Origin of the sequence: Sphingomonas sp., assembly GCF_035758555.1 — a bacterium.
Classification (GTDB): Bacteria; Pseudomonadota; Alphaproteobacteria; order Sphingomonadales; family Sphingomonadaceae; genus Sphingomonas_B.
The window spans coordinates 1-12,569 of sequence record NZ_DASTXI010000197.1 but is presented as its reverse complement, the minus strand read 5'-3'; the positions used below and the strand labels follow the sequence as shown (position 1 = coordinate 12,569).

The following is a 12,569-nucleotide window of genomic DNA, read 5'->3' as shown; positions in this document are numbered from 1 at the left end:
ATGAACTCAGGTGCCGGCGCCCCTAGCATGTACTTTGCCCCGCGCGGAAGAGGGGGGCGGCTGGGCGGAGCGATCGACCGGATCGAAGCCTGGCTGGAGGCGGAGCGCGACCAGCTACCCTTGTGGCTGCCGGTGATGCTGGGACTCGGCATCGCCGGCTGGTTCGTGCTGCCGGACCGGCCGAGCTGGACGGCGCTGATCGCGGCGGCATTGGGGCTGGCCCTCGGCGGAGTGGCGGTCGGGCTTGCCAGGCGGGCCGGATTCGCGCTGCTGGTCGCCGGCCTCGCGATCGCGGGCGGCTGCGCCCTCGCCTGGGCCAAGGCGGAATGGGTCGCGGCGCCGGTGCTGACTCGCCCCACAGTCGCCGCCTTCGATGCGGACGTCGAGCGCGTGCAGCAATTGGCGGCCAAGGACAGCGTGCGCGTGGTTCTTCGTCCGATCGGCGCGCCGAAGCTGCCGCCGCGCATCCGAGTCAACATCGCCAATGCCGACGCGCCGGCAGGGCTGGCGCGCGGCGACCGGCTGCGGCTGCGCGCCCGGCTGGTGCCGCCGCCGACCGCATCGCTGCCCGGCGGCTACGACTTCGCGATCACCGCCTGGTTCCGGCAGCTCGGCGCGACCGGCAAAGCGTTCGCGCCGGTCGAGCGGCTGACGGCCGCACCTGACGGCGGCTCGGTGAGGGAACGGATCGGCAAGCACATCCGCGATGCGCTCCCGGCCAAGGGCGCCGGCATCGCCGTCGCGCTGGTGACGGGCGACCAGGGCAATGTCGGCGAAGCCGATGCCGACGCGATGCGCCGCTCAGGCCTTGCCCACCTGCTGTCGGTCAGCGGCCTGCACATCACCGCTGCGGTCGGAGCAGCGATGCTGCTGACATTGAGGCTGCTGGCGCTGAGTCCCGCGCTCGCGCTGCGCTGGCCGCTGATGCTGATCGCGGCGGGGGTGGGGGCGCTGACCGGGATCGCCTACACCTTTATCAGCGGCGCCGAGGTGCCGACCGTCCGCGCGTTAGTGGCGGCCTTGCTGGTGCTGGCGGGCCTCGTGATCGGGCGCGAGGCGCTGACCTTGCGGCTGGTCGCGGCGGGCGCGCTGGTCGTGCTGCTGGTCTGGCCGGAAGCGCTGATCGGCCCAAGCTTCCAGCTGAGCTTCGCCGCCGTGGTCGCGATCATCGCGCTGCACGAGCATCCGCGAATGCGCGCCTTCACCGCCGCGCGCGAGGAAGGGCCGCTGTTCCGCCTCGGCCGCAACGCCGCCGCGCTGCTGCTGAGCGGCATCGCGGTCGAGCTCGCGCTGGCGCCGATTGCGCTGTTCCACTTCCACCGCGAGGGGCTTTACGGCGCGCTCGCCAACATCGTCGCGATCCCGGTCACGACCTTCGTCGTGATGCCGCTCGAAGTGCTGGCGCTGCTGTTCGACCTGATCGGGCTCGGCGCGCCCTTCTGGTGGGCGACCGGCAAGGCGATCGCGCTGCTGCTCTGGATCGCGCACGCCGCCGGCAACGCGCCCGGAGCCGTCGCGCTGCTGCCCGGCGTCCCACGCGGCGCCTTCGCGCTGATCCTCGCCGGGGGATTCTGGGTATGCCTGTGGCGCACGCGCCTGCGCTGGCTGGGCGCGCTGCCGTTCGCCGCCGGCGCGGCCTGGGCGCTCGCCGTTCCGGCACCGGACCTGCTCGTCACCGGCGATGGCCGCCACCTTGCGCTGCGCGGCGCCGACGGCAGCTACGCGCTGCTCCGTCCAAGAGCGAAGGACTTCGTCCGCGACATGCTCTCCGAAGCCGCCGGCATCGACGACGAACTCGCCGATCTCGACGACCTGCCCGGCGCCGCCTGCACCGCCGACACCTGCCGCGCGACGATCCGCGCCGACGGCCGCGACTGGCACCTCCTCGCCACCCGCAGCGCCTACCTGACCCCTATCGCCGCCCTGAACCGCGCCTGCGCCGCCGCCGACATCGCCATCAGCGACCGCCGCCTGCCGCGCACCTGCCGCCCCCGCTGGTTTAAGCTCGACAAGCCGATGCTGGAGCGAACGGGCGGCGTGGCGATCGTGTTCGGCGAGGAGCCGACGGTGCGGGTCACGAAGATGGCCGGCGACCAGCACCCGTGGGTTGCACGCGCATCAAAGAGGCCGTGGCGTTGATTGCCTGTCGGCGTTCGACCAATTGCGGACATTGCATGGTCGACTTAGGTTGCAACATGATCCACCGAATCATCGCCCTCATTTTGAGTTGTGGCCTGACAATCTCTTGTCAAGACGAGACGTCCTCGGCGCAACCGGCCACATCTGATGACTTCGTGCCACTCAGCATTTCGCGCGCAAAGATTCCGGAGAACGAAGTCTGTATGGCGGAAGCGCCTGAAATGCGCGAACTACAAACGCTGTTCGAGAGAAGTGGCTGGAGTGTTAAGCTGATGGGCTCCAAACCCTGCCCTGTGTTGGTACACTTCAATGAGGTTTATCAGGAATATCCATCGCTTTCAGCGCGGGACTTACGGGTGTTCAAATCCGGAAAATGCATGTTTGATGCGTTTATGGCGCCTAATGGATCGATATATTTGCTGCGAGCTGCGGCGATCCGCTCCAAGCCAAGATCATACGAAAACTGCGCGCTTCGTGCACTTAATGCTCTAGAGGGACGCATCGCCGCCTTAGAGGTTCCTGATGAAGTCCTTGCCAAGCGAGGTGCAGCTAGCCCGGAACAAACACTGCGCGCGCTACTCACCTCAGTGAAGGCTGTCCGCTAACCACCCCTTGCAGACGTAAGAGCCACCTCTCCCACAGGAGAGGGATCGGATCCCGCCGCCCCTCACCAAGTCGCTAGACAGTCTCCCCCAAAGGCCGCACAATTGCCGCCGCACTGCAGGGGGCGTCGCGTTGAGGATACGATTCTGGGGAACGCGCGGTTCGCTGGCGAAGCCGGGACCGACCACCGTCCGCTTCGGCGGCAACACGTCGTGCGTAGAGCTGCGCTCGGCCAGGGGCACGCGCGTGGTGATCGACTGCGGCACCGGCGCGCATGCGCTCGGCCAGGCGATCATGGGCGAAGGCACGCCCTCGCGCGGCCATGTGCTGATCAGCCACACGCATTGGGACCATATCCAGGGCATCCCTTTCTTCGCGCCGCTGTTCGTGCCCGGCCACAGCTGGGACATCTACGCGCCCCAGGGTTTCGGCGAGTCGCTGAAGGACACGCTGGCCGGGCAGATGGAGTACACCTACTTCCCCGTCACGCCCGAGGCGTTCGGCGCCAATGTCCGCTACCATAATCTGGGCGAGGGCTGCTTCACGATCGACGACCTGACGATCCGCACCCGCTACCTGAACCACCCGGCGCTGACGCTCGCCTTCCGCATCGAAGGGGACGGCGCCAGCATCGCCTATGCCTGCGACCATGAGCCGCATTCGCGCGAGCTGGCGGTGGGCGAGGGCATGATCCACGGCGAGGACCTGGCCCATGCCGAGTTCATGGCCGGCGTCGACCTGGTCATCCACGACGCGCAATATCTGGCGGACGAATATCCGGCGAAACAGGGCTGGGGGCACAGCACCGTCGAATATGCGGTCGCGATCGGCCGTGCGGCGGGCGCGGACCAGCTGGCGCTGACCCATTACGATCCGAGCCGCACCGACGACGAGGTCGACGCGATCCTGGCCCGCGTCCGCGCCGAGATCGGCACCGGCAAGCCGCAGGTGATCGCCGCGTTCGAGGGGCTGGAGATCAGCATCGGCCAGGAGGACGGCACCGCCCATCCCGCGGCGATGCCCAATCTGGAAAGCGCGATCCGAACCGATTCGTCGCAGGAGCAGGCGCTGGTGCTGCTGATCGCGCCGAGCGATTCCGTCGCGGAGCGGATCGGCCGCGCGGTCGCCGCGGAGCCGGTGCGGCTGGTGCGCGCCGAAAGCCTGGAACAGGCGGCGGCTTCGCTGAACGGGCGCCGGCCGTCGCTGGTGCTCGTCGAAGACGGAACGGATATGCAGCCGTTCGTCCCCAGCCGGCTGGAGTCGCCCGGCAATCCTGGCGAGTCGCATTTCGTGCTGCTCGGCGGATCGGGCGCGGCCGATCGCGGCTATGCCGACCGGCTGGAGGAGCCCTGGTCGGTCGAATATGCGCGCACCCGCATCCGCACCTGGCTGATGCGCGCCGAATGTCACTGGGCGCGCCCGGCGATGCCCGACGATGAGGCGGAGCGGATCGCGGCGCTCCACCGGCTCGGCCTGCTCGACACGCCGCCGGAGGAGCGGTTCGATCGGCACACGCGCATTGCCTCGGCTTTGTTCAGGGTGCCGATCTCGCTGGTCAGCCTGATCGACGAGGACCGGCAATGGTTCAAGTCGTGCTTCGGCACCGATGTCTGCGAAAGCGCGCGGGAAACGAGCTTCTGCGCGCATGCGATCGCCGCCGGCGACACGCTGATCGTCCCCGATGCGCTGCAGGACGATCGCTTCCGCGACAATCCGATGGTTTCGGAAGGTCCCCGTATCCGCTTCTATGCCGGCGCGCTGATCCATTCGCCCGAAGGCAAGAGGATCGGCACCTTGTGCATCCTCGACGTGCGGCCGCGGAACCTGTCGGCCGACGAGGTCGCGCTGCTGAAGGACGTGGCGGCCGCGGTGGAGGCGGAAATCTGCGGCAGGAACGCGAAGGCCGCCTGACGGATGAATGCGCTCAGCCCAAGCCTGTTCGGACGCGCCAGGGAAGGCGAAGGCGATGACGGCCGCGCGCTGCTGTGGCGGCTGATCTGGATCTACCAGGGCGGCTGCGCGGCGGCGGTCGTGATCTCGCTGGCGCTGGTGTTCCTGGGGCTGGAAGTCACCGGCTATCAATGGGCGATCCTGTTCTCGATGCTGCCGGTCGCGGTGGCGCTCTACAACTTGCCGGACGTGTGGCTGTTGCGCCGGCACGCGGCGCCGATCGTCGATGCGATGCGCGCGCAGCAGGCGGGCGCCGCGACCGAACCGCTGCTGGCGAACGGCCTCGTGCGCGCGCTGAACCTGCCCTATTTCTCGTTCCTGCGCGTGACCTTCCTGCACGGACCGTTGGTGACGGTGCTGGTGTTCGTCGTGACCGGCTCCGCCGACTGGCTGCTCGACGCTCAATTCGCGGACTGGCAGATGCTGGCGTTCGGGGCGACGACCTTGTTCTTCGCTTCGCCTACCCACGCGATCTTCGAGTATTTCGCGGTCAGCCGGGCGATGGAGCCGGTGATCGTGCGGTTCAGCCGGGCGCTCGGCGGCGTCCTGCCGCAGGAATATCGGCAGGGCCTGATCTCGGTCCGTCTGAAGAGCAAATTGCTCTACCTCGCTATTTTCGTCACGACCCTGCCGCTGATCTTCTTCGCCGCCTCGATGGTGTTCAAGGTCCAGCGCATGTTCGCGCAGGTCGGCGTGACCACGACCGGCGACATGATGTGGCCCTTCTACGCCTGGATCATCGGCGTCGTGCTTGCCTGCGGCCTCGGCTCGGTGATGATGGCGCTGCTGACCGCGCGCGACGTCTCGCGCTCCGCGATGCGGCTGATCGACGACATGCGGCTGGTCGAAAGTGGGCGGTTAAATGAAGTCCGGCTCGAAGTCTTCTCCACCGACGAATACGCCGACATCTTCCATGGCTTCCAGCACATGCTCGATTCGCTGCGCGAGGAGCAGCAGATCCTGGAGATCAGCCACGACCTGGCGGGCGAGCTGCAGCTCGACGTGCTGATCGCGCGGATCATGACGGCGACGACCGAGTTGCTGAATGCGGAGCGGTCGACGCTGTTCCTGCACGATCCGAAGACCGACGAGTTGTATTCGGTGTTCGCGGAGGGGGATTCGATCACCGAAATCCGCCTGCCGGCCAATCGTGGCATTGCGGGCGCGGTGTTCACGACCGGCAAGGCGGAGAATATTGCCGATCCGTACAGCGACGACCGGTTCGACCAGAGCGTCGACCTCCAGACCGGCTTCCGCACGCGCAGCATCCTGTGCCAGCCGATCGTGAACAAGCATGGCGGGCGGATCGGCGTCACGCAGGTGCTGAACAAGAAAGGGGCGGGCGGTTTTTCCGAAAAGGACGAGGCGCGGCTGCGCGCCTTCTCCGCCCAGATCGCGGTCAGCCTGGAGAATGCCAAGCTGTTCGACGACGTGCTGAGCATGAAGAACTATAACGAGAGCATCCTCGAAAGCACGTCGAACGGCTTCGTGACACTGGACGCGGAAGGTCGGATCGTCACCGCCAACACCGCCGCGCTCGAAATCCTTGGCGTGCGCGAGAGCCTCGCCGGCAAGCCGGCCGCAGAGGTGTTCGCGGGCGAGAACCGGTGGATCGTCGACAAGCTTCGCCGCGCCGCCCGGGCGGGGGAGACGCAGCTTGCCGTCGATGCAGAGATCGTCCGCGCGACCGACGTGCCGGCCTCGGTCAACCTCTCCGCCGCGCCGCTGATCGACGCTGCCGAGCAGCGGATCGGATCGATGCTGGTGATGGAGGACATCACCGCCGAAAAGCGTGTCCGCTCGACGATGGCGCGCTATATGTCGAAGGAAGTGGCCGACCAGCTGCTGCAGGCGGGCGAGGACGTGCTCGGCGGGCGCGACCAGATGGTGTCGATCCTGTTCTCCGACGTGCGCGGCTTCACCACCATCGCAGAGGCGATCGGCGCGCGCCAGACGGTCGCGATGCTCAACGAGTATTTCACCGAGATGGTCGACGTCATTCTGGAGAATGGCGGCATCCTCGACAAATATATCGGCGATGCGATGATGGCGTTGTTCGGCGCGCCGTTCGTGGGGCCGAGCGATGCGGACAATGCGCTTGCGGCCGCCAACAACATGCTGCTGTGTTTGGGCGAGTTGAACGCGCGGCGGGCGAAGGACGGCAGGCCGCCGCTCGACGTCGGGCTGGGGGTCAGCACCGGCGACGTGATCGTCGGCAACATCGGCTCGTCGAAGCGGATGGAATACACTGTCATCGGCGACAGCGTGAATTTGGCGTCGCGCCTGGAAGGCGCGAACAAATTCTACGGCACGCACATCCTGTTCTCGGAGTTCACGCGCGACCGGCTGACGCGGCCGTTCCTGACGCGCGAAGTCGACCTGATTCGCGTCAAGGGCAAGGATTTCCCGGTCGCCGTTCACGAATCGCTCGAACATTGCCGGGAGCGGCTGAACGGCGCGCTGGACGACATGCTGGGGTATTACGGCCGCGGCCTCGACGCTTATCGCAACCGCTGCTGGGGCGATGCGAAACGCGCCTTCGCGGAGGCGTGCAAGGCGGTGCCGGGCGACGGCCCCTCAGCCATGTACATCAGCCGCTGCGAGCAATTCGCGAAGGTGCCGCCACGCGAGGATTGGGACGGCGTCTGGTCCCTGAACGCGAAATAGTGGACGTCGTCGCAGTCGATATCGGCGGCACGCACGCTCGGTTCGCCGTCGCGGAGTTGAGCGGCGAGGGCATCGCACTCGGACCAGAAACCGTTCTGAAGACCGGCGATTATGCCGGATTGGGCGAAGCGTGGCGCGCGTTCGGCGAGCGTGCCGGCCGCCCGCTCCCGAACGCTGCCGGCGTTGCCGTTGCCGCTCCCGTAGAAGGCGATGAGGTCAAGCTCACCAACAATGACTGGGTGCTCCGCCCGACCATGCTCGCCGCCGAACTCGGGATCGAGCGGGTAACGCTGGTCAACGACTTCGCGGCGGTCGCGCATGCCGTCGCCGTCTGCGACGACGACCAGCTCCGGCACGTCTGCGGGCCCGACCGGCCGCTGCCGCGAGGCGGCGTTATCAGCGTGGTCGGCCCCGGCACCGGCCTCGGCGTCGCGATGCTGGTGCGGGGCGAGGTGGTCGCGACCGAAGGCGGCCATATCGGCTTTGCACCCGCCGACGATGTCGAGGACCGGCTGCTCGCCCGGCTCCGCGAGCGCTATGGCCGCGTGTCGGCCGAACGTGTGGCGTGCGGCGCCGGGCTGGCGGAGATTTACGCGGTGCTGACCGGCGGCGATGCGCCGCTCGACGATCGCGGGCTATGGCAGCAGGCGGTTGCCGGGAAGAATGCAGCAGCGGCGGCCGCGCTCGACCGATATTGCGCGATGCTGGGCAGCGTGGCCGGCGACCTCGCGCTCGCGCAAGGCGCTGACGCGGTGGTGGTCGCAGGGGGGTTGGGACTAAGGCTCGCTGCGCATCTGCCGCAATCGGGCTTTGCCGACCGCTTCGTCGCGAAGGGCCGCTTCGAGACAAAGATGGCGGCGCTGCCGGTCCGGCTCATCACCTATCCGCAGCCGGGCCTGCTCGGCGCCGCCGCTGCATTCGCGTCCGCGAACCGCGCATAAAAAGAGGCCCCGCTCCAGGGGTTGGAAAGCGGGGCCCTATTCAGGGAGTCATGTCAGCAGCGGGGGGTGAGATCGCTGCTTCGAAGACAGCTTATCAACTGAAGCTGTCACCAAACTATGTCGGGCAATGGTTAATATTGTCTCAATCTGTCGCCGCGGGCTCTACTGGATCGAGGAGATTTCCTTGCGCTTCGGCGCCTTCGGATCGGGGCGTTCCTCGCGTGTCGTGAACTGGATATGCGCCAGCTGCTGGCGGATCAGCACCTCGCCTTCGCGCACGCTCGGCACCGGATGCTCGGAAAGGATTTGCTCGCCCAGCTTGAACACCACCTTGTACGGATGATCCTCGCCGGGCGTGATGACGACGCGGCCGGAGGCGGTATCCGCGGGCTTGGTGAACGGAAGCGCGGGATGGATGGCTTCGGTCATGGGTTCCCTCCCTTCGGCTGCCAAAGCTGTAAAACCCGCGGAGCCTGCGCTGCGTTCCGCTCAGCTGTTCGCGCGGACCCACGCTTCGTAGGGAGTGTGCGCCTGCGAGATCGGCCAGGCAACAGCCGCCGGCACATCATAGCTGTGCAGCGCCGCGATCCGGGCGATCAGAGCGTCGGGCTGCGCGGTCTTGAACAGCGCCGGCACTTCCTCCGCCCGCTCGACCGCGCCCTGCCAGCGATAGATCGAGCGGCAGGGCGCAAGGATGTTGGCGCAGGCAGCGAGCCTTTCCGTCACGACCGTTTCCGCGATCCGCTCGGCCTCTGCGGCGTCGGCAAACACGGCATAGACAGTCGCGATCATGTGCGCCGTCCGGCTGCGTGCGCGCACCAGGTTGCGCTCGCGACGACCAGCGCGGCGACAGCCTGGTGAAGCACGGCGATGGTCAGATCGACCCCGGTCATGATCGTCGCGATGCCCAGGACGATCTGCGTGCCGAACGCGGAGTGGAGCGCGATGCTCGCGCGCCGGTCGGCGCGTCGCGCCATTCGCGCGAGCACGACCAGGGCGGCGACTGCGACCCAGGCCCACCAGCGATGCTCCCACTGCACCAGGAACGGATCGTTTGCCATGTTCCACGGCCAGTTTGGCGAGACTTCGGGGAAGAAGCGGCCGTTCATCAGCGGCCAGTCGCTGGCGGCCAGTCCCGCGCGCAATCCCGCGGTCCAGGCGCCGAGCAGGATCTGGATCGCCAACACCAGCAGCATCCCGGCTGCCAGAGGTTTCAGCCGCGCGGGCCGGGCGCGCGGATGGCGGGCAAGGTCGCGCAGGTCCAGCGCAGTCCAGATCAGCCCGGCGAAGATGAACAGCGCCGTCATCAGGTGGACGGCGAGCCGATAATGGCTGACCTCGGTCCGGCCGGCGAGCCCGGATTTGACCATCCACCAGCCGATCGCACCCTGCAACCCGCCGAGCGCGAGCAGCGCAACCAGCCGCCAGCCATAGCCTTCGGGAATCTGCCGCTTCACCGCGAACCAGATCAGCGGCAGCGCAAAGGCGACGCCGATCAGCCGACCAAGCAGACGGTGGATGAACTCCCAGAAGAAGATGAACTGGAAGTCGCCCAGCGTCATCGCGCTGTTCAGCGCCTGATACTGCGTCGTCTCCTTGTAGAGCGCGAACTCCCGCTCCCAATCCGCATGCGTCAGCGGCGGCAACGCCCCCGCCACCGGCTTCCATTCGGTGATCGACAGCCCGGATTCGGTCAGCCGGGTAATGCCCCCGACCACGACCATCAGGAAAACGAGCGCGGCAACGGCGAGCAGCCACCAGGATAAGGCGAGGGGGCGGGGGGATCGGCTTGGCACCGAGCGGCTTTGCTCCGGCCACAGGAGCGAAACAAGCCTTTCATCACCCGATGATATATTGTAACCGAGCCCGCTTTCTGCCATATAGGCGAGGACACGAGGAGTCGCATTTGCTCGAGCGGTTGCCAGGGACGGGGACGTTCGACCGGCTGGCCATTGGCCTGTCGGGCCTTTGCCTCGTGCATTGCGTGGCGAGCGTGTTCCTGCTGTCGCTGCTCGCATCCGCCGGCGGGATGCTGGTGCATCCGGCGGTACACGAGATCGGGCTGGCGCTTGCGATCGCGGTCGGCACTTTCGCGCTGGTGCGCGGAGCGATCGAGCATGGCTATTCGATGCCCGCGGCGGTGGGCGGACTCGGCCTTGGCGTCATGGCCGGCGCGCTGTCGATGCCGCACGGGCCGATGGAGACGGTCTATACGATGCTGGGCGTCGGTATCCTGGCGCTCGGCCACGACCTCAACCGGCGCGCCGCCAACTAGGCTGAGAGCTCATATTTGACTGTCGTCACCCGGCCTTGAGCCGGGGTCCCGCTGCCTTTTCAGAAGGAAGAAGCGGGATCCCGGCTCAAGGCCGGGATGACGATAAATATGTCCGATGACTCGGATGGGTTCTCACCCCAGGACGCGCGCCGGCGAGGCTTTTCGGATCAGGCGAGGACCGGACGCGCGGCGCTGCGCCGGCGCGCGAGGCCGCCGACCAGCCCGAAACCGGCAATCATCATCGCCCAGGTCGCCGGTTCCGGCACGGCATCCAGATCGACCACATTGATGCGGCTGGCGTGGTAAAGCGCGCCGAGGCCGGCCGAATAGACGAGGCTGCTGATCTGCGGCGTCGTGCCGGGATGCTGCAGGAAGAAGCCGAAACCCGGCGTATTCGGTGAGACGGTGTAGTTCACGAAGCCGATATTGGTGCCGGTGATCAGTACGTCGTTGCCCTTGTTGAACGAGAACAGCGCCGTTCCCGCGTACGGAACGTTGAAGTCGGACAGCGCCACCGCCGCCGGCGGCGTGATGAACGCGGCGTCGTTATAGGTGTAGCTGAACTTGCCCGACACGGCCGAGACCGGCGCGCCCGATTCAAAGCCGAACGCGGTGATCTGGAAATTCCGGGTGACGACCGCGGCCGAAGCCTGCTGGGCACCGGCAAGGCACGCCGTCGCGGCGAGCAGACGAAGAAGATAGCGCATGAAAACCCCATGTGATGTGAAAGCGGATTGCTGCGGCGCCGGGCCGAAGCGGGCGGGCCGTTAACCATCGCCGGCCCGGCCGGCCCCCACCGCGCGACGAGCATGTTTGCACCCGCGACCGGCGCCGCAGCTTGCCGTCTTCGTCGCGCGAGCCTACCTATTCGTCATGGGTGCCCATCATCATGCGCATCATGCCGGCGACGATCTGGTCTCGGCGGCGCGCCACGCGCTGGAACGCGCGGGCGAGCAATGGACCGCGATGCGCCAGAGCGTGTTCGAGACGTTGAACGGCTTCGATCGGCCGGCGTCCGCCTACGACATCGCCGAGGAAGTCTCGAAGCGGCAGGGCCGGCGCGTCGCCGCCAACAGCGTCTACCGCATTCTCGATGTGTTCGTCGGCGCGAACCTTGTGCGGCGCGTCGAAAGCGCGAACGCCTATGTGACGAACGAACATCCCGATTGCCTGCACGACTGCATCTTCCTGGTCTGCGACAGCTGCGGACAGACGACGCATATCGACGACGATTCGATCTCGTCCAACGTGCGCGGCGCCGCGGCGAAGGCGGGCTTCGCGCCGGAGCGGCCGGTGATCGAGGTCCACGGCCGCTGCTCCGACTGCGCCGAAAGCTGACAAGCATTTCATCCCGCGGAAACAGCGGGTAAGGAACGCCGAATGTCCGACTTGCCCGACACGCCGCTGCTCGATTCGGTTCATCTTCCGTCAGACTTGCGAAAGCTGGAGCCGGAGCAGCTGCGCCAGCTTGCCGATGAGCTGCGCGCGGAGACGGTGTCGGCCGTCTCCGTTACCGGCGGCCATCTCGGCGCCGGGCTCGGCGTCGTCGAGCTGACGGTGGCGCTGCACTATGTCTTCGACACGCCGAATGATCGGCTGATCTGGGACGTCGGCCATCAGGCCTATCCGCACAAGATCCTGACCGGCCGCCGCGACCGCATCCGCACGCTGCGCCAGGGAGGCGGCCTTTCCGGTGTCACCAAGCGTCAGGAAAGCGAATACGACCCGTTTGGCGCCGCACATTCGTCGACCTCGATCTCGGCCGCGCTCGGCTTTGCTATCGCGAACAATATCACCGGCAGGCCGGCCAAGGCGATCGCGGTGATCGGCGACGGCTCGATGTCCGCCGGCAAGGCCTATGAGGCGATGAACAACGCCCGCGACGCCGGCAATCGCCTGATCGTGATCCTGAACGACAACGACATGTCGATCGCGCCGCCGGTAGGAGGCTTGTCCGCCTATCTGGCGCGGCTGATCTCGAGCCACGAATATAT

At 67.0% G+C, this 12,569-nt stretch carries 12 protein-coding genes; 8 read left to right on the top strand and 4 right to left on the bottom strand.

All coding sequences use genetic code 11. The annotated features are described in order from the left end of the window. Positions 1–27: 27 nt before the first annotated feature. From VFT73_RS11820 to VFT73_RS11800, 5 genes are all read left to right on the top strand, one after another. Positions 28–2,139 (top strand): ComEC/Rec2 family competence protein, encoded by a 2,112-nt coding sequence (locus VFT73_RS11820; RefSeq protein ID WP_326411302.1) that lies wholly within the window; start codon positions 28–30, stop codon positions 2,137–2,139. A 56-nt stretch (positions 2,140–2,195) separates the two neighbouring features. Then, positions 2,196–2,744 (top strand): hypothetical protein, encoded by a 549-nt coding sequence (locus tag VFT73_RS11815; protein WP_326411299.1) that lies wholly within the window; start codon positions 2,196–2,198, stop codon positions 2,742–2,744. Between the two features lie 130 nt (positions 2,745–2,874). After that, positions 2,875–4,653, top strand: coding sequence for an MBL fold metallo-hydrolase (locus tag VFT73_RS11810; RefSeq protein WP_326411297.1), 1,779 nt, complete (start codon positions 2,875–2,877; stop codon positions 4,651–4,653). 3 nt (positions 4,654–4,656) lie between these two features. Beyond that, on the top strand, positions 4,657–7,359 hold the full coding sequence (locus VFT73_RS11805; protein WP_326411295.1) for an adenylate/guanylate cyclase domain-containing protein: 2,703 nt from the start codon (positions 4,657–4,659) through the stop codon (positions 7,357–7,359). Beyond that, positions 7,359–8,300 (top strand): glucokinase, encoded by a 942-nt coding sequence (locus tag VFT73_RS11800; RefSeq protein ID WP_326411292.1) that lies wholly within the window; start codon positions 7,359–7,361, stop codon positions 8,298–8,300. The genes VFT73_RS11805 and VFT73_RS11800 overlap by 1 nt, the downstream gene beginning before the upstream one ends. Positions 8,301–8,462: 162 nt before the next feature. On the opposite strand, the gene VFT73_RS11795 is transcribed toward VFT73_RS11800, so the two are convergent. From VFT73_RS11795 to VFT73_RS11785, 3 genes are read right to left on the bottom strand one after another with little or no spacing between them, the layout of a single operon-like run. Further along, positions 8,463–8,729: a hypothetical protein gene (locus VFT73_RS11795; protein ID WP_326411290.1), complete on the bottom strand. Its 267-nt coding sequence runs from the start codon at positions 8,727–8,729 to the stop codon at positions 8,463–8,465. Between the two features lie 60 nt (positions 8,730–8,789). Then, positions 8,790–9,092, bottom strand: coding sequence for a divalent-cation tolerance protein CutA (gene cutA, locus VFT73_RS11790; RefSeq protein WP_326411288.1), 303 nt, complete (start codon positions 9,090–9,092; stop codon positions 8,790–8,792). Then, complete coding sequence (locus VFT73_RS11785; protein WP_326411286.1) at positions 9,089–10,096, bottom strand: COX15/CtaA family protein; 1,008 nt, start codon at positions 10,094–10,096, stop codon at positions 9,089–9,091. Before VFT73_RS11785 ends, cutA begins: the two co-directional genes overlap by 4 nt. 110 nt (positions 10,097–10,206) lie before the next feature. Here VFT73_RS11785 and VFT73_RS11780 point away from each other — a divergent pair, with 110 nt between their 5' ends. Then, positions 10,207–10,575, top strand: a complete 369-nt coding sequence (locus VFT73_RS11780; protein WP_326411284.1) for a MerC domain-containing protein — start codon at positions 10,207–10,209, stop codon at positions 10,573–10,575. Positions 10,576–10,742: 167 nt separating this feature from the next. Here VFT73_RS11780 and VFT73_RS11775 read toward each other — a convergent pair whose 3' ends face one another. After that, positions 10,743–11,282 (bottom strand): PEPxxWA-CTERM sorting domain-containing protein, encoded by a 540-nt coding sequence (locus VFT73_RS11775; protein ID WP_326411282.1) that lies wholly within the window; start codon positions 11,280–11,282, stop codon positions 10,743–10,745. Between the two features lie 166 nt (positions 11,283–11,448). On the opposite strand from VFT73_RS11775, the gene VFT73_RS11770 reads away from it, so the two are divergent. Together VFT73_RS11770 and VFT73_RS11765 are read left to right on the top strand one after the other, a co-directional pair. Further along, positions 11,449–11,913, top strand: coding sequence for a Fur family transcriptional regulator (locus VFT73_RS11770; RefSeq protein ID WP_326411280.1), 465 nt, complete (start codon positions 11,449–11,451; stop codon positions 11,911–11,913). A 42-nt stretch (positions 11,914–11,955) separates the two neighbouring features. Beyond that, positions 11,956–12,569: 1-deoxy-D-xylulose-5-phosphate synthase N-terminal domain-containing protein (locus tag VFT73_RS11765; RefSeq protein ID WP_326411278.1), on the top strand; the 614-nt coding region annotated here is incomplete at its 3' end.